Source organism: Corynebacterium atrinae (genome assembly GCF_030408455.1).
Classification (GTDB): domain Bacteria; phylum Actinomycetota; class Actinomycetes; order Mycobacteriales; family Mycobacteriaceae; genus Corynebacterium; species Corynebacterium atrinae.
In genome coordinates, this window is record NZ_CP046977.1 from 778,617 (window position 1) to 802,745 (window position 24,129).

General features: G+C 64.4%; 24 protein-coding genes. 10 read left to right on the forward strand and 14 right to left on the reverse strand.

Going from position 1 to position 24,129, the window contains the following annotated elements; translation table 11 throughout:
- The first annotated feature begins 6 nt into the window (after nt 1–6).
- Complete coding sequence (amaB, locus tag CATRI_RS03920) at nt 7–1,521, forward strand: L-piperidine-6-carboxylate dehydrogenase (RefSeq protein WP_290219943.1); 1,515 nt, start codon at nt 7–9, stop codon at nt 1,519–1,521.
- Nucleotides 1,522–1,529: 8 nt separating this feature from the next.
- A complete protein-coding gene (locus CATRI_RS03925; RefSeq protein ID WP_290220939.1) occupies nt 1,530–2,675 on the forward strand; it encodes a Glu/Leu/Phe/Val family dehydrogenase in 1,146 nt (381 codons plus the stop codon).
- Here CATRI_RS03925 and CATRI_RS03930 read toward each other — a convergent pair.
- On the reverse strand, nt 2,631–3,008 hold the full coding sequence (locus tag CATRI_RS03930; protein WP_290219945.1) for a hypothetical protein: 378 nt from the start codon (nt 3,006–3,008) through the stop codon (nt 2,631–2,633). The genes CATRI_RS03925 and CATRI_RS03930 overlap by 45 nt on opposite strands.
- A 1-nt stretch (nt 3,009) precedes the next feature.
- Nucleotides 3,010–4,644 (reverse strand): peptide chain release factor 3, encoded by a 1,635-nt coding sequence (locus CATRI_RS03935; protein ID WP_290219947.1) that lies wholly within the window; start codon nt 4,642–4,644, stop codon nt 3,010–3,012.
- A 41-nt stretch (nt 4,645–4,685) separates the two neighbouring features.
- Here CATRI_RS03935 and CATRI_RS03940 point away from each other — a divergent pair, with 41 nt between their 5' ends.
- On the forward strand, nt 4,686–5,231 hold the full coding sequence (locus tag CATRI_RS03940) for an NADPH-dependent FMN reductase (protein WP_290219950.1): 546 nt from the start codon (nt 4,686–4,688) through the stop codon (nt 5,229–5,231).
- A gap of 110 nt (nt 5,232–5,341) precedes the next feature.
- On the opposite strand, the gene CATRI_RS03945 is transcribed toward CATRI_RS03940, so the two are convergent.
- The 3 genes from CATRI_RS03945 to pth (CATRI_RS03955) are packed head-to-tail and all read right to left on the reverse strand — an operon-like array spanning nt 5,342 to nt 6,738.
- The gene (locus CATRI_RS03945) at nt 5,342–5,851 is read right to left on the reverse strand and encodes a hypothetical protein (protein ID WP_290219952.1); all 510 of its coding nucleotides are present in this window, start codon (nt 5,849–5,851) and stop codon (nt 5,342–5,344) included.
- A 10-nt stretch (nt 5,852–5,861) separates the two neighbouring features.
- Nucleotides 5,862–6,131 (reverse strand): helix-turn-helix transcriptional regulator, encoded by a 270-nt coding sequence (locus CATRI_RS03950; protein WP_290219954.1) that lies wholly within the window; start codon nt 6,129–6,131, stop codon nt 5,862–5,864.
- Between the two features lie 52 nt (nt 6,132–6,183).
- A complete protein-coding gene (pth, locus tag CATRI_RS03955) occupies nt 6,184–6,738 on the reverse strand; it encodes an aminoacyl-tRNA hydrolase (RefSeq protein WP_290220941.1) in 555 nt (184 codons plus the stop codon).
- A 99-nt stretch (nt 6,739–6,837) separates the two neighbouring features.
- Between pth (CATRI_RS03955) and CATRI_RS03960 the strand changes: the two genes are divergently transcribed.
- From CATRI_RS03960 to CATRI_RS03970, 3 genes are read left to right on the forward strand one after another with little or no spacing between them, the layout of a single operon-like run.
- The gene (locus tag CATRI_RS03960; protein WP_290219956.1) at nt 6,838–7,812 is read left to right on the forward strand and encodes a nitronate monooxygenase; all 975 of its coding nucleotides are present in this window, start codon (nt 6,838–6,840) and stop codon (nt 7,810–7,812) included.
- A gap of 40 nt (nt 7,813–7,852) precedes the next feature.
- Entirely contained in the window at nt 7,853–9,310 is a 1,458-nt protein-coding gene (locus CATRI_RS03965) for a glyceraldehyde-3-phosphate dehydrogenase (RefSeq protein WP_290219958.1), read from the forward strand.
- 14 nt (nt 9,311–9,324) lie between these two features.
- On the forward strand, nt 9,325–9,495 hold the full coding sequence (locus CATRI_RS03970) for a hypothetical protein (protein WP_290219960.1): 171 nt from the start codon (nt 9,325–9,327) through the stop codon (nt 9,493–9,495).
- A gap of 2 nt (nt 9,496–9,497) precedes the next feature.
- Here the strand turns inward: CATRI_RS03970 and CATRI_RS03975 are convergent, their stop codons facing one another.
- From CATRI_RS03975 to CATRI_RS04010, 8 genes are all read right to left on the reverse strand, one after another.
- Nucleotides 9,498–10,325, reverse strand: a complete 828-nt coding sequence (locus tag CATRI_RS03975) for a fumarylacetoacetate hydrolase family protein (RefSeq protein WP_290219962.1) — start codon at nt 10,323–10,325, stop codon at nt 9,498–9,500.
- 9 nt (nt 10,326–10,334) lie between these two features.
- Complete coding sequence (gene pth / locus CATRI_RS03980; protein WP_290219963.1) at nt 10,335–10,880, reverse strand: aminoacyl-tRNA hydrolase; 546 nt, start codon at nt 10,878–10,880, stop codon at nt 10,335–10,337.
- Nucleotides 10,881–10,953: 73 nt separating this feature from the next.
- Complete coding sequence (locus tag CATRI_RS03985; protein ID WP_290219965.1) at nt 10,954–11,598, reverse strand: 50S ribosomal protein L25/general stress protein Ctc; 645 nt, start codon at nt 11,596–11,598, stop codon at nt 10,954–10,956.
- Nucleotides 11,599–11,769: 171 nt separating this feature from the next.
- Entirely contained in the window at nt 11,770–12,150 is a 381-nt protein-coding gene (locus CATRI_RS03990; RefSeq protein WP_290219967.1) for a hypothetical protein, read from the reverse strand.
- A gap of 5 nt (nt 12,151–12,155) precedes the next feature.
- On the reverse strand, nt 12,156–12,773 hold the full coding sequence (locus tag CATRI_RS03995; RefSeq protein WP_353959741.1) for a DNA alkylation repair protein: 618 nt from the start codon (nt 12,771–12,773) through the stop codon (nt 12,156–12,158).
- A 2-nt stretch (nt 12,774–12,775) separates the two neighbouring features.
- A complete protein-coding gene (locus tag CATRI_RS04000) occupies nt 12,776–13,753 on the reverse strand; it encodes a ribose-phosphate diphosphokinase (protein WP_290219970.1) in 978 nt (325 codons plus the stop codon).
- Nucleotides 13,754–13,762: 9 nt separating this feature from the next.
- Nucleotides 13,763–15,235 carry a bifunctional UDP-N-acetylglucosamine diphosphorylase/glucosamine-1-phosphate N-acetyltransferase GlmU gene (glmU, locus tag CATRI_RS04005; protein WP_290219972.1) on the reverse strand — a complete coding sequence of 491 codons (1,473 nt, stop codon included), beginning with the start codon at nt 15,233–15,235 and terminating at the stop codon, nt 13,763–13,765.
- A 65-nt stretch (nt 15,236–15,300) separates the two neighbouring features.
- Nucleotides 15,301–16,518, reverse strand: coding sequence for an MFS transporter (locus CATRI_RS04010; protein WP_290219974.1), 1,218 nt, complete (start codon nt 16,516–16,518; stop codon nt 15,301–15,303).
- Nucleotides 16,519–16,630: 112 nt separating this feature from the next.
- On the opposite strand from CATRI_RS04010, the gene CATRI_RS04015 reads away from it, so the two are divergent.
- Nucleotides 16,631–17,659 carry an isopenicillin N synthase family dioxygenase gene (locus CATRI_RS04015; RefSeq protein ID WP_290219976.1) on the forward strand — a complete coding sequence of 343 codons (1,029 nt, stop codon included), beginning with the start codon at nt 16,631–16,633 and terminating at the stop codon, nt 17,657–17,659.
- A gap of 10 nt (nt 17,660–17,669) precedes the next feature.
- Nucleotides 17,670–19,193, forward strand: a complete 1,524-nt coding sequence (locus CATRI_RS04020; protein ID WP_290219978.1) for a multicopper oxidase family protein — start codon at nt 17,670–17,672, stop codon at nt 19,191–19,193.
- A 47-nt stretch (nt 19,194–19,240) separates the two neighbouring features.
- Here CATRI_RS04020 and CATRI_RS04025 read toward each other — a convergent pair whose 3' ends face one another.
- Nucleotides 19,241–19,459: a hypothetical protein gene (locus tag CATRI_RS04025; protein ID WP_290219980.1), complete on the reverse strand. Its 219-nt coding sequence runs from the start codon at nt 19,457–19,459 to the stop codon at nt 19,241–19,243.
- A 362-nt stretch (nt 19,460–19,821) separates the two neighbouring features.
- Between CATRI_RS04025 and CATRI_RS04030 the strand changes: the two genes are divergently transcribed.
- Nucleotides 19,822–20,454, forward strand: coding sequence for a TetR/AcrR family transcriptional regulator (locus CATRI_RS04030; protein WP_047252669.1), 633 nt, complete (start codon nt 19,822–19,824; stop codon nt 20,452–20,454).
- Nucleotides 20,455–20,462: 8 nt separating this feature from the next.
- Nucleotides 20,463–24,095, forward strand: a complete 3,633-nt coding sequence (gene mfd / locus CATRI_RS04035) for a transcription-repair coupling factor (RefSeq protein ID WP_290220945.1) — start codon at nt 20,463–20,465, stop codon at nt 24,093–24,095.
- Nucleotides 24,096–24,129: the final 34 nt, after the last annotated feature.

Genomic DNA, 24,129 nt, shown 5'->3' on the forward strand with positions numbered 1-24,129 from the left:
ATCACCATGACTAACTCTGACCTGCGCGACCAAGTCCTTTCCGCCCTTAAGGCGTGTGGGGTCGAATCCCCCGAAGTAGGCACCGGGCTCCAGACCCGCTCGCCGCTCACCGGCGAGAACCTCATCCTCGTGGAAGAAACCTCCGTGGAGCAGGCGAGCGCGGCGATCGAGCAGGCCCAGGAAGCGTTCCGGATCTGGCGGGACGTGCCGGCGCCGGTCCGCGGCGGCGTCGTCAAGCGATGGGGCGAACTGCTCACCGAGCACAAGCGCGACCTTGCCATTTTGGTGCAGGCGGAAGCCGGGAAGTCTATGTCGGAGGCCGAGGGCGAAGTCCAGGAAATGATCGATATCTGCGACTTCGCCGTCGGGCAGTCGCGGATGCTCTATGGCAAGACCATGCCCTCCGAGCGCCCGGGGCACCGACTCATGGAGACCTGGCACCCCATGGGCGTGGTCGGGATCATCTCCGCATTCAACTTCCCGGTCGCGGTCTACTCCTGGAACACTGCGCTTGCCCTCGTGTGCGGCGACACCGTGGTGTGGAAGCCCTCCGAACTGTGTGCGCTGAGCGCGATGGGCGCCCACGAGCTTCTCGCCCGGGCAGTGGCGGACACCGGGGCGCCGGCGGACATCCACCAACTCGTCGTCGCCGGGCGCGACGTCGGCAACGTCCTGGTCGAGGATCCGCGAGTAGCGCTCGTCTCGGCAACCGGTTCCACCCGCATGGGCCGCGAGGTCGGGCCTCGCGTGGCTGAGCGCTTCGGCCGCTGCCTCCTCGAACTCGGCGGAAACAACGCGGCCATCGTCGCTCCCAGCGCCGACCTGGACCTGGCCTTGCGCGGCATCGTCTTCGCCGCGGCGGGCACGGCGGGGCAGCGATGCACCACGATGCGGCGGTTGTTTGTCCATGAGACGGTTGTTGATGAGCTGATGCCCCGCATCGTCGAGGCCTACCGCACCCTGACCATCGGCGATCCCCGCGACGAGTCAGTCCTCGTCGGGCCCCTGATCAACCGGGCCTCATTTGATAGCATGCAGCACTCCATCGCGAAGGCAGTGGAGCAAGGGGGCGAGGTGCTCGTGGGTGGCCAGCGCGTCCTCGAGGATGACGCGCCGGAAGCCTTCTACGTTGAGCCGACCGTCATCCGGATGCCCTCCCAGACCGAGGTCGTCCGCGAGGAAACCTTCGCCCCGATTCTCTACGTGATGACGTACTCCGACCTCGACCAGGCCATCGAACTCCACAACGCCGTACCCCAGGGCTTGTCCTCGGCGATCTTCACCACCGACCAGGCGGAAGCCGAGGTGTTTATCTCCGCGTCGGGTTCGGACTGCGGTATCGCCAACGTCAATATCGGCACCTCGGGCGCGGAAATCGGCGGCGCCTTCGGCGGCGAGAAGGAGACCGGCGGCGGCCGCGAATCCGGCTCCGACTCCTGGAAGGCCTACATGCGTCGCGCCACCAACACCATCAACTACTCCGGTGAGCTGCCGCTGGCGCAGGGAGTGAAATTCCTGTGACCGCAGATATGTTCAGCCTCATGGACCAGTGGGGTCCGGAGAAGATCGTCGCGGTCAGCGACCCGAAGCTCGGGATGAAGGGCGTGCTGGTCATCGACAACACCGCCCGGGGCATGGGCAAGGGCGGGACTCGGATGCAACCCACTGTCTCCGTCCCAGAGATCGCCCGCCTCGCCCGGGTAATGACGTGGAAGTGGGCCGCCGTCGACCTCTTCTACGGAGGAGCCAAGGCCGGAATCCAGGCTGACCCGAACTCGCCCCACAAGGAAGCCATTCTGCGATCCTTCGTGCGCCGCCTGCGCAACGAGGTCCCCGAGGAGTACGTGTTCGGCCTGGACATGGGGCTGACGGAGCGGGACTCAGCGATCATCAACGACGAGCTCGGTCGCGGTAGCGCAGTGGGAACGCCCTATGAACTCAACGGCGTGCCCTACGACAAGCTCGGGATCACCGGCTACGGCGTCGCCGAAGTTGTTGACGAGATGGCCGCCCTCCAGGGGCTGGCCGGGGCACGGGTCGCGGTGCAGGGATTCGGGGCCGTCGGCCATGCCGGGGCCGCGCGCCTGCACGACCTCGGCTACCGGGTGGTGGCGATCTCCACCGCCCGGGGCGCGGTGGCCGACGACAGCGGCCTCGACATCCCCGAGCTCCTCCGTCTACGGGAAGAGTTTGGCGACGACCTGGTCGAGCATTGCGATGGCAGAAGAATCGACCCCGGTGCGGAGCTGATGGCAGACGCGGAGATCGTCGTCCCGGCGGCACTACAGGACGTCATCGACGTGGACGTGGCGCGGAACATGCGGGCCCAATTGATCGTCGAGGGCGCCAACCTACCGACCAGCCCCGAGGCGCAGCGCTACCTCCACGACCAGGGCGTGACCGTGGTCCCCGATTTCATCGCCAACGCCGGGGGAGTGGTCAGCGCCGCCTTCGCCATGGAGCACCGCTTCTCCCCGTTCCGGCCACCCACGGACCAGATCTTCACCATGGTGTCGGAGAAGTTGCGGTCCAACGCCCACGACGTCCTGGCGGAAGCGAGCGAATCGGGGGCCACCACCCACGAGGCTGCCCGCACTCTGGCCCAGCGCCGGGTTCGGGCGGCGATGGAGCTACGCGGCGGAATCCCCGTCGGCGACAACTACGCCAAGGTTTAGCCCCTCGATCTCGTAGCCGCCCGGCCCGCCCGCGACCTGCCGGGCGAGATCTTCTGCCACCGCAGATGTGAGCGGGATGATCCAGCCAAGGTCCGGGTCGAAGGCGGGAACGAGCCGACGGTCTTTGACCGGAACGAGATTGACCACCACGTTCTCCCCGGTGAGGGCTACCGGGCGGCGGGAGGCGGCGGCGTCGATAAGCAGGGTGGAAGCGGTCGAAGCAACGGTGAGCACCACCATTGTTTCGGCAGTGTGCACCGTGATCCCCGGGACGGGGATTCGGTCGATGTCCGCGGGGACGTCGACAAGCGTGGAACGCCGAAACAGGGCCACGCTAGTCCGCCACCATCGGTTCCATGGTCAGCTCGGGGTGCTCCTTCTCCACGAAGGCGAGCTTCCACTTGTCGCCGAACAGGGCGATGAGCTCGCCATCCGTGCGGGTGAAAATCTCCACTCCGCGCTGGCGGCCGAGCTCCGCTGCGGAGGCCGCATCGGTGCGGCGGGCAACGGTGTACGGGATCGGCTCGGCGAGGGTTTCCACGTTGTACTCGTTTTCCATCCGCGCCTGCATGACTTCGAACTGCATGGGACCGACGGCCGCCATGACCGGGTTCGCATCGCCGCGGGCATCATTGCGCAGGATCTGCACCACGCCCTCGGAATCGAGCTGCTCCAGCGCTTTGCGGAACTGCTTGTACTTGCCCAGCGACTTCGCCCGCAGCGTCCGGAAATGCTCCGGAGCGAATTGCGGCATCGGCGGATACTGCACTTTCCGGCCAGCGAAAATGGTGTCGCCCGGGGCCAGGGAACCGGCGTTGACCAGGCCAACGATGTCGCCGGGGAAGGCCGACTCGACCGTCTCACGGGTGCGGCCGAACACCGTCAGTGCGTACTTCGTTGAGAAGCTGCGCCCCGACTGCGCGTGCGTGACCTGCATGCCACGATCGAATTCGCCGGAGACAATGCGCATGAAAGCGAGGGTGTCGCGGTGGTTCTTATCCATGCCCGCCTGCACCTTAAACACCACGCCGGAGAAAGGATCGTCGACCTTGCGCACCTCATCGATAGCGCTTGCCGACGCCGCCACCGCCGCCGCATCACCCGTCCGCTCCCGCGGAGCGGGCGCAATCGCGCACAGCGTATCTAGGATCTGGTGGACACCGAAGTTGAGCATCGCGGAAGCAAAAATGAGGGGCGAGGTGATGCACTGCTCGAACAGCTCCTGGTCATGCACGGCGCCATCGGCCGTGAGCAGCTCGGTCTCCTCGACCGCCGTCTCCCAGTACTCCTCTTCCTTCTCCAACGCCTCGTCAGGGGAGTAGAGCTCCTCCGGGGCGATCGTGGAACCGCCGGCGGTGCGGATGAAGTGGATATATTGCTCCACCTCGCCCTCATCCCCGACGCGAGCCAGGCCCCGGAAATCACCGGCAATGCCGACGGGCCAGTACAGCGGCGTCGGCTGCAAACCGATCTCCTGGACGATCTCATCGACCAACTCCAGCGGCTCCCGGCCCGCCCGGTCCCATTTGTTAATCACCGTGACAATCGGTAACCCGCGCGCCTTGCACACCCGAAACAGCTTGAGGGTCTGCGGCTCGAGACCCTTCGCGGCATCAATAAGCATGACGGCCGCATCGACGGCCGTGAGCACCCGGTAGGTATCCTCCGAAAAGTCCGCGTGACCAGGCGTATCCACCAGGTTGATCATGTACGGCTCGCCCACATGTCCCTCGGGCGCATACTCAAACTGCAGTGCCGACGACGCAATGGAAATGCCGCGATCCTTCTCCATCTCCATCCAGTCAGAGACAGTCGACTTGCGCCCGCCCTTGCCGTGGACGGCTCCCGCCTCATTAATAATGTGCGCGTGCAACGCCAACGCTTCCGTCAACGTTGACTTACCAGCGTCGGGGTGGGCAATGACGGCGAAGGTGCGGCGGCGTGACGCCTCGGCAGTGGTGGTGCTCATGACTGAACAGCGTAGCCGGTGAACTCGATACGATGAACTCCATGAATATAGGCATTGTCATAGGGTCCATCCGCGAAGGCCGCTTCGGCGAATCCGTCGGCCACTGGGTCAAAGAGCTTTCCGACGCCCGCCCAGCCACCTACGAGCTCCTCGATCTCAAGGCCTTCGGCGTCCCCCTCCTCACCTCCGCGACTGTCCCCGGCGCAGCAAACAAACAGTACGACGACCCGGCCGTCACCGCTTGGTCCCAGGCCGTCGACGCCTGCGACGGCTTTGTCTTCATCACCCCGGAGTACAACCACGGCGTCCCCGGCCCCATGAAAAATGCCTACGACAGCCTCGGAGCCGAATGGCGCGGCAAGCCCGTCGCCTTCGTCTCTTATGGAGCCGACGGTGGCGTCCGCGCCGTCGAACAATGGCGCCAAATCGTCGCCAACTTCCAGCAGTACGACGTCCGCAACCAAGTCTCCCTCTCCCTCTTCGCCGACGTCGACAACAATGGCTTCGCGCCGCAGGAACGCCGCGCCGGGGAAGTAGCCCGAGTGCTGGAGGACCTCGAAGGGTTGATTGCGCAGCTGGCTAAGTAGGGCTGGGGGTGGTCCACCCAAAACTGCGATTTGACTTGACCCATTAATCGAGTGGGCGGAAGAAGCTACTCGATTAATGAGGGTTCTCGAATTGCCCTCTTGGTACGCGGTTAGTCCTCGTCGTCCATGAGGCGAGCCATTCGAGCCGCCGGGATCACGCCGCCAGCCAAGAACGTGAAGATGCCGAAGCCGCCGACCGCGTAGGCGAGGCGATGACCGTCGCCAAAGGTGAAGGCCGCTCCGAAGATCAAGACGAACGCCATGGCGAGCAGCGCACCCGACACGAAGTTGAACGCCCGGGACCTGGCTTTGAGCAATTCTTCGGCTTCGAACTCGTCGAGGAAACGGAGCGGAGCCGTGTCCTTGCAGTCGATTACCGTGCGCAGCATGGTCCACAGGACCATTCCCAACAGTCCGAGTGGTACCCAGGCGAGGGCGATGGGAAACCAGAAGTAGCTGATGAGGGAAGTGATGGCCATGGCGATAATCGTCGCCCAGAGGCCTCGGACGAGGAGTTGACGGTGTTGGGGAGTCCGCCACGCGGGCAGCGAGCCAGAAAGCTGATCGACGCGCCGTTGGAATTTCTCTTCGGCGGGGGTGAGGTGAGTTGTCGTGGTCATGGCATTTTCCTTAGCTGTGCGAACTGCGGTAGATCTCCGCGGACATGGGCGTGAACGGGGTTCGGGAGAAGACGGCCTCCACCGGCACGCCGAATTCTTCGCAGATACGGAACGCGAGGTCGAGGCTAGGGTAGTGGTCTCCTCGCTCCAGGGCTCCGATCGTCTGTCGGTTGACGTCGATGCGCTTGGCGAGCTCCGCGCGACTGAGGCCATGTTCGGCCCTTAACACTCCGATTCGGTTGTGGATCGGTAGTTTTTCACCTCGTCTGATTGGGCTCATGCCATCAAGTGTTGTAAAAACCCAACAGTTTGTCAAGAGTACCGACAGTTCGTTAGCGCGAGTGAATCACATTCTGAGCTTTCGCCACGCCTTCTGTGATGATGAGCCGCACTGCGTCAGCGGCGGAGGCGATCGAGGAGTCCAGTTCGGGGCCGCTGTCCACGGTGCCGAGCACGTAGTCGGGGACGGCCATTCCTGCGGGCGGGCGGGAGATGCCGATGCGTACGCGCAGGTAATCGCGGGTGCCCAGGTGCTCGGTGGTGGATTTCAGGCCGTTGTGGCCGTTTTCGTTGCCGCCGAGCTTGAGGCGGACTTTTCCGGCGGGGAGATCGAGTTCGTCGTGGATGACGATGATGTGGTCGGCCGCGACACCAAGATGTTCGGCAAGGGGGGCGATGGTTTCGCCGGAGAGGTTCATGAAAGTCGTTGGGCGGACGGCGAGGACGGAGTGGCCGTCGATCTCCAAGGAAGCGACCTCAGCGGGCGTCCCGGGCAGTGGTGAGAGGAGATCGCCGCCGGGGGCGAGGAGGTCGTCGAGCGCCATGTAACCGACGTTGTGCCGGGTCGCAGCGTATTTGGGCCCTGGGTTTCCCAATCCCACGACGATCCAATCGGCAGTGAGATCAACTGGGGGAGCAGCGGCGGGGCGGCGGAAGCGGCGAAAGAGGTTGAACACGGAAGCTAGTGTCTCACATAGCCTGTAGCCATGAAGATCCCCACAGTGCTCGTCGCACCCATGGCCGGCGGCCCGTCCAGTCCTCGTTTAGTTAGCGCTGCTGCGCGCGCCGGGTCGCTGGGTTTCCTCGCTCCCGGCGGCGGACCTGCCAGCACGCTCGTTGAGTGGATGGAGCAGGTAGAGGGGGATTATGGGGTGAACCTGTTCGCTAAGCAGGAGCCCTTTGATTCGCTTATCGACGTCCGCCGGGTCGCCGCCGAGCTCGCCCCCGGCGAGCCCCTCCCGGAGGTGGACTACTCCAACGATTGGGACGCCAAGTTCACCGCGATCCTCGCCGCGGAGCATCCGCCGGTGGTGGTGTCCTCGACGTTCGGGCCGTTTACGGCGGAGGAGATCGACGCGCTGCGTGAACGGGACATCGCGGCTTGGATCACGGTCACCACTCCCGACGATGCTGTCACGGCGGCAGAGGTGGGAGCGGATGCGCTGGTCGTGCAGGGGCCGGATGCTGGCGGACACCGTTCGACCTGGACCGTTGAGGAAGAACCCGACGGCAGGTCCCTCGAGGAGCTCATCCGCACGGTGGCCGAGCGCACCGACCTGCCGATCGTGGCGGCGGGCGGAGTGCGGGAGAAGGGGGACGTCGATAAGCTTCTGCAGCTGCCACACGTTGTCGCGGTGTCCTGTGGCTCGGCGTTTTTGCTTGCCGACGAAGCCGGCACCTCACCCGCGAACCGGGAACTGCTCGCCGCAGGCGGGCAGTCCGTGGCCAGCCGGGCGTTCTCGGGCCGCGTGGCGCGCGGATTGGCTACCGATTTCTCTCGGACACACGAAGATATGCCTGCGATCTACCCCTTTCTTTCACCCCTGGTTTCGGGCCTGCGGAAGGCGGATCCGGTGGGAAATGCCTACTGCCTGGTGGGAACGGACGTCGCAAAGCTCAGTGGGGGTTCCGTGGCCGAGATTCTGAGCCGATTGTGCCCCCAGCAGGGGGTAGTTTACTAAGGTTGGACGGGCACACCCGCCCCATCTTGGAAGGATCGCAGTGACCGCGAACGCGCAAACTGAACAGAACAACTGGAACGAAAAGATCGCCCTGGCCCAGGAGATGCTGCCGCTGATCGGCCAGCTCCACCGCAACCATGACGTCGTCGTTTCCATTTTCGGACGTCTGCTCGTCGGGGCCACCGACATCGACATCATCAAGGCGCACCGCTACGCCCGCCGCGTCGCGGACAACGAGATGCCGTTGTCGCAGACGATTCCGGTTCTGCGCGAACTCGCCGACATGGATCTGGGCACCGCGTCCATCGACATCGGACGCCTGGCGACCGGTTTTGCCAAGTCCGGTGGCACCGACCTGCGCGCTTACCTCGATGAGGAACTCGCGGAGATTGTGGGTACCCGATCCAGCAACGAGTCCACTGACGTCGTCCTCTACGGCTTCGGCCGCATCGGTCGCCTGCTGGCCCGCATCCTCATTTCCCGCGAAGCCACCTACGGCGGCTGCCGCCTCCGTGCCATCGTCGTGCGCAAGAACAGCGACGACGACTTGGTCAAGCGGGCCTCCCTCCTGCGCCGCGACTCGGTCCACGGGGCTTTCGACGGCACCATCACCGTCGATGAGGAAAACGACGTCATCTGGGCCAACGGCACCAAGATTCAGGTCATCTACTCCAACTCGCCGGCCGAAGTGGACTACACGGCCTACGGTATCGACAACGCGATCGTCGTCGACAACACGGGCCGCTGGCGCGATCGGGAAGGGCTGTCTCAGCACCTCGAGTCCAAGGGCGTGGGCCGCGTCGTGCTCACCGCGCCGGGCAAGGGCGACCTGCTCAACGTCGTCTACGGCATCAACCACGACAAGATCACCGACGAAGACAAGATCATCACCGCCGCCTCTTGCACCACCAACGGCATCACGCCGGTGCTCAAGGTGCTCAATGATCGCTACGGGGTGGAGCACGGGCACGTCGAGACGGTGCACTCGTTCACCAACGACCAGAACCTCATCGACAACTTCCACAAGGGCACCCGCCGCGGACGCGCCGCGACCCTCAACATGGTCATCACCGAGACCGGCGCCGCCAAGGCCGTGTCCAAGGCGCTGCCCGAGTTCGAAGGCAAGCTCACCGGCAACGCCATCCGCGTCCCCACGCCGGACGTCTCCATGGCAGTGCTCAACCTGACGCTGGAGAAGGTAGTAGACCGCGACGAGGTGAACAACTTCCTGCGCAAGGTCTCCCTGCACTCCGACCTGCGCCAGCAGATCAGCTACATCCACTCCCCGGAGGTCGTCTCCACCGACTTCGTGGGCACCACCTACGCGGGCATTGTCGACGGCCTGGCCACCATCGCCTCCGGCAAGCACCTCGTGGTTTACGTCTGGTACGACAACGAGTTCGGCTACTCCAATCAGGTCGTGCGCATCGTCGAAGAGGTCGCCGGAGCCCGCCCGCAGATCTACCCCCGCCGCATCGAAGCGGCTGAGCTGAGCTAGAGGAAATGAACGCTATGCCTGATCCAGACACCATCGCCACGCTGTGGGACATGTTTGACACCTACTTCGGTACGTCCGACCGAGCGTCGTCGACCATGACGTGGCTCCCGGACTATGTGCGCTACCTCTGGGACGACACCGTGGAGCTCTACCGCTGGTGGCTGTTTACGCCCCTGGATCGCTGACGCTAGTCAAACACCGTCTTGTTGGCGATCCGGCCTAGCCCGTCGATCGCGATCGTGACCACGTCGCCGTCGCCGATATAGCGCTTCGGATCCCGGGCGTGGCCCACGCCGCCCGGGGTGCCGGTGACGATGACGTCGCCGGGATCCAGCGGGTAGATGTGCGAGATGTGCTCGATGAGCGTAGCTGGCTCGAACACCAAGTCGTCGATTCGGGCGTCCTGCATCAACTCGTCGTTGAGGTGAGTGGTGAGCCGGTTGTCTCCGAAGTCGAAGTCGTCGGCCGTGGTCATCCACGGGCCGAACCCGGCGGAGCCTTCAAGGGATTTGCCCTGGTGCCACTGCAAGGTCTGGTACTGGTAGTCCCGCATGGTGTAGTCATCCATCACGGCGTATCCGGCGATGTAGTCTGCAGCGTCGGCTGCCGCCACTCGGCGGGCGCGCCGACCGATGATGACCGCCAGCTCACCCTCCCAATCCAGGGCGTTCCTGGCGTAGTCGGGGACGTGAACATCGTCGAAAGGCCCGGTCAGGGCGTCGGCGAACTTGATAAAGAGGGTGGGAACCTGCGGGGTTTCGCGGCCCATCTCCTTGATGTGGTCGGCGTAGTTAACGCCGACGCAGATGATCTTGCGGGGATGGGGGATGACGGGGGCCAGGTCCCGTTCAGCGAAGGTGACCGGGGCGGCATCGCGTCCAGCGATCTCCCGCCACTCGGCCTCCTGGAGGAGCGAGCCCACATCGGAATAGTCGGCGATGGGGACGGCCGATGTGGGGGACTCGATTCGGGCGGCGAAGGTTCCGTGATCGGAACGAAGAGTGGCGAGGCGCATGTTACCTTTCTACAAGCTTCGTTCCAATTCGTCCGCAGCATCACCGAGCACGAAGGGCAGCTCGGCCGCCTCCTTGCTGCTAAAGGGCTTGAGGACGAAGCTAGCGGGATCCATTCGCCCCGGCGGGCGGCCGATACCAATGGCCAGGCGCTGGTACTCCTTGGTGCCCAACGACTTCGATACTGACTTCAACCCATTGTGGCCGTGATCCCCGCCGCCCAACTTGAGACGTACCTGGCCGAAATCCAACTCCAACTCATCGTGCACCACGACGAGGTTGGCTGGCTCTACCTTGAAAAAGTTCGCTAGGGCCTTTACCGGCCCGCCCGAGACGTTCATGAAGGAACGCATTCGGGCGAGAATCACGCGACGCCCACCCAGCCGCGTCTCGGCGATCTCCGTGTTGGTGCGCTTGTGCACCGCCAATGTGGCGGGCATGGGGGAGGTGCGGGAGGTGAGTTCGTCGATAAGCATGACGCCGACATTGTGGCGGGTGGGGGCGTATTGCGCGCCCGGGTTGCCCAGGCCGACGATGAGGAGCGGGGAATCAGTCACGCCCTACAGCAAACCACAACCGGTCCCTAGAATCGGGAAAACCCCCGCCTGAGCGGGGGTAATCAAACCGAAACTAGTTGTCGTTCTCGGAGCCCTCTTCGGTGCCCTCGTCCTTGCCGGCCTCGCCGACAGCGTCCTCGGTGCCCTCTTCGCCCTCTTCGGGAACTTCAGCAACCTCTTCGAAGGTGATGTTGAAGACGAGCATCTCGGGATCGTTGGCCAGGGTGACGCCCTCCGGCAGAGCAATGTCGCCAGCGGTGACGACGTTGCCAGCCTCGATGCCCTCGACGGAGACAACGAGCTCTTCCGGAATGGAGAGAACGTCGGCCTCGACGAGCAGGGTGTCGGCTTCCTGGATGAGCATGGCGCCGGCGAAGACCTCGCCCTCGGCGACGATCGGAACCTCAACCTCGACGCGCTCGTCACGGTTGATGGCCAGCATGTCGACGTGGTCGATGTCGAAGGTCAGCACGTTCTGGTCGATGTGCTTGACCATGGTGAGGTGCTTCTCGCCATCGATGTCGAACTCGACGATGGCGTTGGAGCCATGGTTACGAACAACAGCGGTGAACTCCAGGCGGTCCACAGCGAAGTGAACGTTTTCGGAGTGGCCGGAGTAGATGACGCCGGGGATCTGGCCTGCGCGGCGGAGACGACGGGCGAAGCCCTTGCCGAACTCTTCGCGGTTGGCGGCGGTCAAAGTGGGGTACTGAGCCATGAGGCTTCAAGCTCCTTCGTGGTATTTGAGGCCGACCGCTGCCCGAGGGCCCGCGACCGACTCTGGTCTGAGGTACGTGTCCTCGTCGAGTCATCGCAGGCCTATGAAAGACCACATGATCGCGTCGATAACGGCCCAGAAGTGGGCCCTCGCCGAGACGCGGCTACTTTATCACGGCTGCGTCGGAGGCTCCAAAACTGGCGGCTCAAAGATAGAGGTCAGGCAGCTGTTGATGCCGTCGACTCGGGTCTCAAACAGCTCAATGGTCATGGAGCGCGAGTTGTCCCAGTAGAAGCGGTCTTCTTCCGACAAAGTGATGGTCAGCAGCAGCCCGCGCGTTTCCCATTGGACGTTCTTCGCCCGGAAGCCGTGCTCCTCGTCATCGGGTTGGATCCACACCTCGCCGGGCGGATCCATCGGCCCACGGCTGAGCAGCAGTGACCGTGGGGGCGTGTTCCCGGAGAAGCTGAAGGTAAAGACCATGGTGAACACGTCTTGCCGGTCAGCTTCGGTGTCAAGGTAGATATCCAGCGGGGAGTAGATGCGCGGCATACCTACTAAAGGTACTTCGCCGCTTCCCTCCGCGTGAGCGCCGAAACCTCATGCCTGGCCAGGAAGCCGCGCACCCATTCCGGGTTGGTCTTGGAATAATCGCGCAGGGCCCAGCCCAGGGATTTGTTGATGAAGAACTCCTGCGAGCCCAGGTTCGCGGTGAGGATCTCGTCCAGCAGTGCAGTGTCGGTGGCCTCCCGCCGGCCCAGTTGGTGCTGGATCGCCGCGCGCCGGACCCAGAAGTCCTCGTCGCGGGCCCACTCCAGCATCTGGTCCGCCGTCGCCGCCCGCCCGACCGTGGTGGCTAAAGCGTCGACGGTGTCCCACCAAGATTTAGTCGTAACCAGGCCCTTGAGGCGCTCGACGTCATCTGGCCCGAGGGGAACCTGCTTGAGGTGATCGCACGCCACGTATTGGAATTCGCGCTCGGGCCGCGCCCAGCAGTCATCGACCAGCTCCCAGTCAACTGCTTGCCGACGCCCCCGTAGCACCTCCTTCACCGCCGCCCGTCGGGCGGGCGCGGGCACACCGAGGAACGCGAAGCGTTCCCGCATGTATGCCGACATCGCGGCCGCACGTGTGGAGTCGGCGAGGGGGCGCAGGGCGGCGTCGATAAGCGAAATGGCTAGGCTTCTCCCTCGAAGAGGGTGGTCACGGAGCCGTTTTCGAAGATCTCATGGATCGTCTTGGCCAGCAACGGGGCGATGGACAGCACGGTGAGGTTCTTCCAGCCTTCGGTGGACTGCGGGAGGGTGTCGGTGGTGATGACTTCCTCCGCGCCGCACTCGGAGAGGCGCTCGCGGGCCGGGTCGGAGAACACGCCGTGAGTGCAGGCGATGACGACCGACTTCGCGCCGGCCTCCTTGAGCACGCGGACGGCGCCGGCGATGGTGCCGCCGGTATCAATCATGTCATCGAGGAGGATGCAGTCCTTGCCCTCAACATCACCGACGACGCGGTTGGACACGACCTCGTTGGCCACGTCGACGCTGCGGGTCTTGTGAACGAACGCCAGCGGGGCAGCCCCTAGGGTGTTGGCCCACTTTTCGGCGACCTTGACGCGGCCGGCATCGGGGGAGACCACGCACAAGTTATCCAGGGAGTACTTGCTGCTGATGTAATCCGTGAGGATCGGCATTGCGTGCATGTGATCGACGGGGCCATCGAAGAAGCCCTGGATCTGATCGGTGTGCAGGTCGACGGAGACGATGCGATCCGCACCGGCGGTGGCCAGCAGGTCGGCGACCAGGCGAGCGGAAATCGGCTCGCGGCCGCGGTGCTTCTTATCCTGGCGGGCGTAGGGGTAGAACGGCAGGATCGCGGTGATGCGCTTGGCGGAGCCGCGCTTCAGGGCGTCGATCATGATGAGCTGTTCCATCAGCCACTTGTTCAACGGCTGGGTGTGGGACTGGATGACGAAGCAGTCCGCGCCTCGCACCGATTCCTCGAAGCGGATGAAGATTTCACCGTTAGCAAAGTCGCGGGCGGTGGTGGGGGTGAGCTCGTAGTTGAGTTCACGAGCCACAGCTTCGCCGAGCTCCGGGTGCGCACGCCCGGAGAACAGCATCATATTCTTGTGGCTCTCAGTCCAGTGGGCAGTCATGGTTGCCGCTTAACCTTCCTGGTTGGTTGCGTCAGTGGTCGCGTCTTGAGCACGCGCGTGAGCAGCCGCCTCGGCTGCCGGAGTGCCTGGACGCTTCTTCTCGACCCAGCCTTCAATATTGCGCTGCGGCCCGCCCGAAACGGCCAATGCTCCCGGGGGAACGTCCTCCCGGATTACTGTACCTGCCCCGGAATACGCGCCATCACCCACGGTCACCGGAGCAATAAACATCGTGTCCGAACCGGTCCGCACATGCGAACCGATGGTGGTGTGATGCTTGTTGACGCCGTCGTAGTTGACGAACACCGACGAAGCCCCAATGTTCGACTCCTCTCCGACGGTGGCATCACCGATGTAGGACAGGTGCGGGACCTTGGAGTTGCGCCCGATCTGGGCGTTCTTCGCCTCGACGAAGCCGCCGAGCTTGCCGCCCTCTCCTAGGACGGTCTTCGGGCGGATGTAGGTGAACGGCCCGACGGTGGCGTTGGCCCCGATGGTGGAATCACTGCCGTGGGTGCGGATCACGGAGGCACCCTCGCCGACGACCATGTTGCTGAGCGTGGTGTCGGGGCCGATGATGGCGCTATTGCCGATAGTCGTCGTGCCCCACAGCTGGGTGCCGGGGTGGATGACCACATCTTGCCCGATCTGCACCTCGACTCCGATGAAAGTGCTATCCGGATCGATGATGGTGGCGCCGCCACGCATGGCTGCCTCGACGGTGCGGCGGTTGAGTTCCCGCCCGGCGTCGGCCAGCTGGACCCGATCGTTGACACCAGCCAGCTCGCGGGGATCGCGGGCGATGTGGGCGCGGACCGGGTGCCCGAGGCTGCGGGCGATGCCGAGGACGTCGGTGAGGTACAGCTCGCCCTGCGCATTATTGGAGTCCAGCTTGGTCAAGGCGTCTCGCAGGATCGCCCCGTCGAAGGCGAACACTCCGGAGTTCACCTCATCGATCTCCAGCTCCGCGTCGGTGGCATCCTTTTGCTCGACGATGGCGGTGACCTCACCGTCATCGTTGCGGACGATACGGCCATAGCCGGTGGGATCTGCCAACCGCATGGTGAGGACGGTGACGGCGGAGGCGGCTGACGAGTGGGCGTCGATCAGCGATTGGATCGTGTCCGACGTCAACAGCGGGACATCACCATTGGTGACGATGACCGTGCCGTCAAAGCCCGGGATCGGTTCGAGCCCGCACTGGACAGCGTGGCCCGTGCCGTTCTGCTCAACCTGGACGGCCTGCAGAATATCGCGGCCCAGCTCTTCAGAGACGGCACTGACCGCCGGGGCGACCTGCTCGCGCTGATGCCCAACGACCGCAACGATGTGCTCCGGGTTCACTCCCGCGGCGGCGTAGAGCGCATGGGAGAGCAACGACCTCCCCCCGATCTCATGCAATGTCTTCTGCTTCGTGGACTTCATGCGGGTGCCCGCTCCGGCAGCCAAGACGACGACGGCGCAGTCGGTGAAGGTAGTCACGTGGGGGAGTCTCCTCTTAATTAATGGGCGCTCGTTCGAAACCAGCATATAACTGCACCCAGACTTTAAGCGGAGACTTCCCTGAGTCGAAGGGACGCGGCCACCCCTACGAGGCCAATGGCGGCGAGGAAGATGAGCGCCGCCGACGACCCCGCCAGCGCCACGAGGCCAGAGAGCGCGCCAACAAGCAGGAGGATTATCCCCATTAGGGTGTTGGCCGCCCCGACGTAGCGGGTGCGTTGATCGCCCTCCGCCATGTCCACGATGTAGGTCTTGCGAGCCACCCTAATCGCCGTGTGGGCGAGGTTGACCAGGAAGAACCCGGCGGGGAACACCCAGGCGCTGGCGCTGGTGGGAAGCCACTGGGCGGCCGCGACCAAACCGAGGACCAGCAGCGAGCCGATGAGAGCCCCAAACGCCATGACGTTGCGGGAAGAAGCATCCGACCAGATGCCCGACACTCGGCCACCGATTACCGAGGCCAGACCAGAGGCGATAAGGAAGGCGCCCAGGCCGGTGAGGCCATGCCCGATTTCCTGACTCAGCGTGACGATGAACGCCGTCGACAACGCCGTCACCAGCAACAGCGAGCGGGCGATGACGAAGCGGCGGAAATCGCGATCCTGGGCAAACAGCAGCCAGGTATCGGTCCACCACGAGTCGGCCAGGCTCTGCGGCTCGGTGGTGTTCTCCGGCTCCTCGATGGTGTGGAAAACAGCCCCCGCCACCGCCCACGCGCCCGCCGAGGCGAAGATGAGCGCGGCGAGCACCCACGTCGGGATATCAGTGCCCAAGTACTCCAGGAACAGGCCAACGGCTAGGGCCACCGCCCCGCCCACTGCCGCCGCCCGACCAGTAATGAGCCCGCGCCGCCCCTTGGAAATCGTGCGCCCTTGGACATCCTTGGAAGCGATGGAACACATGGCCCGGAAGACGGCGAGGACAGCGAAAAGGAGGGTCACCGCCACGCCCAGGGCCGTGCCCGAGAGCGCGAGAGCGGCGACGCCGATTCCTGCCGCCGCCCCTGCCTGGCCGAGCGAACCCACTACCCAGATTCTTTTGCGTGAGCGCTGCGTGAGCACCCACGGCGTGAAGGCAGCCTGGGGGAGCATGGAACCCGACTCGCGGATTGGCACGAGCAACGCGATGAAAAACCCCGGGGTGCCAGCCGCCTGCAGCAGCCACGGCAGAACCGTCTTCGCCGCGACGATCTGATCGCCCACGTTCTGCAGGCCATTCGACCAGATAAATCGGCGGGCGTTGCGTTCTTCGAGGTGGTCCACGGTGCTGGTTCATCCCTTGCGGCGGTGAATAAAAAAGACTCCGAAATGGACCGCTTAGTCTAGCCTGTGTTTCCACGGAACCATTTCGTCTCTACCTAGGAAAACACAGCCCATGACGCATCCGAAATCCTCCCTACCCGTTATTTCGCTGTCTACTCTTCTAGGTGACCTTGGTCCCGCCAATCGAGATAGAGAAATAGCCCGCCTGCGGGAGGTCACCCACGACATCGGCTTCTTCTACCTCGCTGACCACGGGGTGCCCACGGAATTGCAAGATGAGCTGTTCGCGGTGGCTAAGGATTTCTTCGCCCTCCCCCTGACGGCGAAAGAGGAGATCGCCTTCACCGACAACCCGCACTACCGCGGATATTCCCGCCTCGGCGAGGAACTCACCCAAGGCAAGACGGATTGGCGCGAGCAAATCGACTACGGGGCCGACCGGCCCGCCCTGGTGGACGGGTTGACGGAGCACCCCTGGCGCATCCTTGAAGGCCCGAACCCGTGGCCGAGCGCCCTGCCACGCATGAGGCCGCTCATCAACGAGTGGCAGGACCTATTGGCAGACGTCGGATTAGAGCTCCTGCGGGCCTGGGCCGAGTCGCTGGGCCAAGAACCCACCTACTTCGATGACATCTTCGACCACCCACACCCCATGATGAAGCTCGCCCACTACCCGGCCCCCTCGGAAGGGGAGGCGGCCCAGGGAGTCGGCGCCCACCACGACGCCGGGGTGCTCACCCTGCTGCTGCCGGAACCGGGCTCGGCCGGATTGCAGGTGCTCAAGGGTGGTTCGTGGATTGACGTGGAGGCGGTCCCCAACCTCTTCGTGGTCAACATCGGCGAGCTCCTCGAAGCCGCCACCGACGGCTACCTCGTCGCCACCCCGCACCGGGTCGTCCCCTCCGCGCCGGGCACCTCCCGCTACTCCATCCCTTTCTTCCTCACCCCCAACCTGGACGCCCGCTTCCCGCGGGTAGACCTCCCCGCCGAGTTCGCCGCCGCGGCACGTGGGTTAGGCAAGGACATGAATGACCAAGAGATTTTCGACATCTCCGGCCTGAACACCCTCAAGTCGCGCCTGCGTGCCCACCCGGAAACTACGGCTAAATATCACGCTGAGATCGCCCACGTCTGGGGTTAGTCTGGTCGATATGACCCCTCGCCTGCGCATGTCCCGTCGAGTCTTCTTCCGCGGAACGGTGGTGCTGCTGGGAACAGCGGCTCTGGCGGCCTGCTCGGGGCCGACCCAACCCACGCCCCGCGGCTACGACGGCGCACCCCGCCCCCTGCCGATCCCGCCTATCGACGAAGGCAGTCTCGACGGTCGCCTGAGAACCTTTACCCTGTCCACGCAGGCCGGCGAATCTGCCATCCTCCCCGACGGACCACTGACCCCCACGTGGGGCTTCAACGGCCCCCACCTCGGCCCGACCCTCCGCGCCCGCCGGGGCGATGACATCCGCGTCGACATCACCAACGACCTCGACGAGATGACCACCATCCACTGGCACGGCATGAAACTCCCCGCGGCCTCCGACGGTGGCCCGCATTCCCCGATCGAACCCGGACACACCTGGTCACCGGAGTGGACAGTCAACCAACCCGCCGCCACCCTCTGGTACCACCCGCACCCCCACGAACGCACCGCCCTGCACTGCTACCGCGGGCTCGCCGCCATGTTCATCCTCGACGATGACGTCAGCGATTCCCTCGACCTGCCCCGCACCTATGGAGTAGACGACATCCCCGTCGTCATCACCGACGCAAAATTCCACGACGACGGCCGCCTCGACGAAACCATCGACCCCACCTTGGGCCTCACTGGAGACACCCCGCTGGTCAACGGCATCACCAACGCCGCCTTCGCGGCCACCACCCGCCGCGTCCGCCTCCGCATCATCAACGGTGCCAGCATGCGCTTCTACCACCTCCAGCTTTCCGACGCCCGCCCCTTCCACATCATCTCCTCCGATTCCGGTCTCCTCCCCGCACCATCGGAGGTTGAATCGGTGTTGCTTAGCCCCGCCGAACGCATCGACATCCTCGTTGACCTTTCCCCAGGGGAGGAGCTCGACCTTGAATCCATCCCCCTCGACGGCAACTTCGGCATCCCCGAGGGCGAGAACTACACCAACTTCGGCTTCCAAGACGGCTTCACCCTCCTCCGCCTCACCGGTCCAGCCGACGACGCCCCATCCGTCGGCGCCCTGCCCGCCACCCTCGACCCCGCCGCCGCCGATACGCCCAACATCGCTGGTTCCAAGCGCCGCGACTTCCTCCTCAACACCTTCACCATCAATGACCAGCTCATGGACATGAACCGCGTCGACCTCACCATCGACCACCAAGGCCCCGAAGTCTGGACTGTTACCAACGGCAACTCCGACTGGCCCCACAACTTCCACATTCACAACGCCCGATTCAAGGTCCTCTCCCTCAACGGCGCCGACACCGACGCCGTCATGACCAGCGGATGGAAAGACACCGTCGCCATTCCCCCGGGGGCCACCGCCGAGCTCGCCGTCGAATTCGGCTGGCACCCTGACCCCACCATGCCGTACATGTATCACTGCCACATGCTCCTCCACGAGGATCAAGGCATGATGGGCCAGTTCGTCATCGTCGAACCTGGTGGGGAAGCGGATGTCCAAGCCATGGAGGGCCACGCCCACTAGGTGGCTCTAGGGATTTACTCCACCTGGCGGATTAGGGTGAGCTTTTCTCATGCAGCGCGTGCTTGTTTGCCGAGCTCCCCAACGACGTGGACGTCAACTTCCACCTCCTCGACCTCGCGAGCCGAAAACCCGGACAAAGCGGCAATATCCTGGGCATACTCGCGAATCTCCGCCAGGCTGCGAGTCTGCGTAACGAAGCCGGGGATGCCATCGCTAGTAGATGACCACCACCCATTGCTTCGGGTGCTCATGACGGTGATCTTCATGAGATTCCTCCGGGTCGAATTCTGCAAGCGGTGCTAGGTGATCGCGATGCCCTCCTCGCGACTTTTAGCCCCACTGGCAGTTCGCGTCCTGGGCTTTTTATCCCCGCGAACTCTGAAAATTGCGCTCAGGTCGCGATCAGCCCGTCGCGAGGACGTGATCGCGACGCCCTCCTCGCGACCTCAAACCCCGCTAGCCGCACACACAGCGAAAAGCTTCCCCACAAGGACTCGAACCTTGAATGCTGGTACCAAAAACCAGAGTGTTGCCAATTACACCATGGGGAATTGCGATTGTTTCGCAGGACTAGGATACCTGACACCGTTCTGTGAACCGAAACGCCCGGCAAGATAGGGTGTTAGCTATGGTTCGACAGCGCATGACCGGCAAAGAACGCCGTGAGCAACTCATTTCAATCGGCCGTTCTGTCTTCGCGGAGCGTGGTTTCGAGGGCACGAGTGTGGAGGAGATCGCGCAGCGGGCGGGGGTGTCGAAGCCGGTTGTCTATGAGCACTTTGGGGGTAAGGAGGGGCTCTATGCAGTTGTCGTGGATCGGGAGATGCTCAGCCTGGAGCGGCTGATTATGCAGGCGCTGTCTCAGGGGCGTTCGCGGCATCGGATTGAGCAGGCGGTGATTGCGTTGCTCACCTATGTCGAGGAGGAAACCGATGGTTTCCGCATCCTCGTGCGCGATTCGGTGCCGGGTCAGGATAAGTCCTATTCCACATTGTTGAATACGGCGGTCGGCCAGGTCTCGCATATTTTGGGCAATTCCTTCGAGCGTCAGGGCCTTGATCCGGACGCGGCGATTCTGTATGGGCAGGCGTTGGTGGGCATGGTGTCGATGACTGCGCAGTGGTGGCTGGATGAGCGGGAGCCGGCGAAGGAGGTGGTGGCGGCGCATATCGTCAATTTGAGTTGGAATGGTTTGGCGGGAATGGAGCCGCATCCCGTACTCTCCGAGGCTGTTATGCAGGAACTCTCAGGGGAGAAGTAGTGACGGCAATGCTGGCGGGGCTGCTCAAGGTGGCGGCGACCGATCCGAAGCTGAAGGGCATGCTCACCCACCGTGGCGAGCCGCAGTTGCACCTGCAGGGGATTGATCAGACGCGGCCGTGGGCGGTGGGGGCGTTGGCGCAGCACTCGCCGGTCCTCGTCGTCACGGCGACGGGCCGGGAGGCGGAGGATCTCACGGCGGAGTTGCGGGCGCTGCTCGGCGACAAGGTGGCGTGGTTCCCGTCGTGGGAGACGCTCCCGCATGAGCGGCTCAGCCCGGGCGCCGACACGATTGGCCGTCGGGCGCAGGTCTTAGACCAGCTTATCGACGCCCGCGTGTCCGTCGTCGTCACCGCCGCCCGCGGGTTCTGCCAGCCCCTCCTCGAATCCGCGGAGGGCCGCGAGCCGATTCGGCTCGCCCAGGGCCAGGAGTATGACTTCTCCGCCCTCACGGAGCAGTTGGTGTTCCGCGCTTACCACCACGTGGACATGGTGGCTCGGCGCGGTGAGTTCGCTACCCGCGGCGGCATCCTCGACATCTTTCCGACGACCGCCGATCACCCCGTCCGCGTCGAGTTCTGGGGTGATGAGGTCACTGATATTCGCCAGTTCGCCGTCGCCGATCAGCGCACCATCCCCGATGCCGAAGTCTCCCAGGTGGAGGTCTACCCGGCCCGCGAGCTGCCCATCACTCAAGCGATTGCCAAGCGCGCCGGGGAGCTCGCCCTTGAGCACCCCGGCAACGCCACCTTGGTGGAGTTGTTGACGAAGGTCTCCGACCGCATTCCTGCCGATGGCATGGAGGCGTTGATTCCCGCGCTCGTCGATAAGCAGATGCGGACCTTGCCGGAGTTGATGCCGGAGGGGACGCACGTGGTGCTCGTGGCGCCGGAGAAGATCCGGCGGCGCATCGCCGACCTGGAAGCCACCGACGCCGAGTTTCTCGCGGCGGGCTGGGAGGCCGCCGCGATGGGCGCGACCGGCCCGATCGCCGCGGAGGGCCTCGACCTGTCCGCGTCGTCCTACCGTTCCTATGAATCGCTCGAGGTCAGCGTGCGTCAGGCGGGCTTGAGCTGGTGGACCTTCTCCCCGCCCGGCATGTTCGAAGGCGCGGAGGGGGACACCCTGCCGCTCGACTTCGAGCCCGGCCCCACCCCGCGTGGCGATGCCGACGGGATCGCCGCCATGATGTCCCTCCTGCTCGCCCACACCTCCTCCGGCGGACGCGCGGCCTTCATCGCCCCCGCCCAGGGCGCGATCAAACGCATGGTGGATCGCTTCGCCGAGCAGGGCATCCCCGCCCGCGTGGCCACACCCGGATGGGAACCGTCCCCCGGCGAAGTCACCCTCTACCAGGCGTTCAGCCACGCCGGAGTCGTATTCCCCAAGGTGCGCAAACACCGCGACGCCGAAGCCCTCCCGTTAGTTGTCATCACCGAGACCGACCTCACCGGCAACCGCGTCGGCGACATCGCCGGGGCCAAGCGACGGCCCGCCAGGCGACGCCACCGCGTCGACCCCCTCGCCCTGAAGACCGGCGATTTCGTCGTGCACGAAACCCACGGCATCGGCCGCTTCCTCAAGATGGCCGAACGCAGCATCAACGCCGGCGATGAGAAAAGCCGCCGCGAATACATTGTCCTCGAATACGCCCCCGCCAAACGCGGCCAACCCGCCGACCAGCTGTGGGTCCCCATGGATTCCCTCGACCTATTGTCGAAATACTCCGGCGGCGAATCCCCGACTCTGTCGAAGATGGGCGGCTCCGATTGGAAGAACACCAAGAAGAAGGCCCGCGCCGCCGTCCGTGAAATCGCCGGCGAACTCGTCGAGCTTTACGCTAAGCGCCAGGCCGCCCCCGGCCACCCCTTCGCCCCCGATTCGCCCTGGCAGAAGGAGATGGAGGATAACTTCCCCTTCGTCGAGACCGAGGACCAGATGCTGGCCATCGACGCCGTGAAAACCGACATGGAGGCGACTGTCCCCATGGACCGGGTCATCGTCGGCGACGTCGGCTACGGCAAAACCGAGGTTGCCGTCCGCGCCGCCTTCAAGGCCGTGCAAGACGGCAAGCAGGTCGCCGTCCTCGTGCCCACGACCCTGCTCGCCCAGCAGCACCTGGCCACCTTCGTCGAACGGATGCAGGGTTTCCCCATCACTATCCGCGGGCTCTCGCGCTTTACCTCCCGGCAGGAATCGAAGGAGATCCTCGCTGGTCTGGGCGACGGGTCCGTCGACATCGTTATTGGCACCCACCGCCTCCTGCAGACGGGCGTGCACTGGAAGAACCTCGGCCTCATCGTCGTCGATGAGGAGCAGCGCTTCGGCGTCGAACACAAAGAGCACATCAAGGCCCTGCGCACCAACGTTGATGTGCTCACCATGTCCGCCACCCCGATCCCGCGCACCCTGGAAATGTCGATGGCCGGCATCCGCGAGATGACCACCATCCTCACACCCCCCGAGGACCGCCACCCCGTCCTCACCTACGTCGGCGCCCAAGAGGACAAGCAGATCGCCGCCTCCATCCGCCGCGAATTGCTTCGCGACGGCCAAGTATTCTTCATCCACAACAAAGTCGCCGACATCGAAAAGAAAGCCCGCGAGCTCCGCGACCTCGTCCCCGAAGCCCGCATCGTCGTCGCCCACGGCCAGATGGGGGAGGAGCAGCTCGAATCCACCGTCCAAGGGTTCTGGGACCGCGAATACGACGTCCTCGTTTGCACCACCATCGTCGAAACCGGCCTCGACATCGCCAACGCCAACACCCTCATCGTGGAAAATGCCCACCACATGGGCCTTTCCCAGCTCCATCAGCTGCGCGGTCGCGTCGGACGATCCCGCGAGCGCGGCTACGCCTACTTCCTCTACCCCAAGGGCGCCTCACTCACCGAAACTTCCTACGACCGCCTGGCCACCATCGCCCAGAACAACGACCTCGGGGCCGGCGTGGCCGTCGCGATGAAAGACCTTGAGATGCGCGGCGCCGGTAACGTCCTCGGCGCCCAACAATCCGGCCACATCGCCGGCGTCGGCTTCGACCTCTACGTCCGCCTCGTCGGCGAGGCCGTCGAGGTCTACAAGGCCTTAGCCCGCGGCGAAATGCCCGACGCCACCGACCAAGGTCCGAAGGAAATCCGCATCGACCTCCCCGTCGACGCCCACATCCCCGAGTCCTACATCAACTCCGAACGCCTCCGCCTCGAGGTCTACCGCAAGCTCGCCGCCTCCACCGGCGACGCCGACCTCCAGCTCGTCGTCGAAGAGATGGAAGACCGCTACGGCCCCGTCCCCGAACCCGTCTCTCGCCTGCTGGCCGTCGCACGCCTGCGCCACCAGGCTCGGCGCGCCGGGGTCGGCGACATCATCGTCCAGGGCACCCGCATCAAAATCCACCCCGTCGACCTGCCCGATTCCAAACAAGTCCGCCTCAAACGCCTCTTTTCCGGCTCCACCTATCGGGCCGCCGCCAAAGCCATCCAGGTGTCCTTCCCCAAGACCGGCAACGGCGCAGGCCAACCCAACCTCCGCGACGTTGACCTGCTGCAATGGGTCGCCGACTTCCTCTCCAAGATGTTCGACCTACCTGAGGTGTCCGTCAGTGGGGAGCCCATGAAATCCACCGTTTTGAGCTTCCAATAGGTGACATAGATCATACTGTTCGTCGATGGCCTTA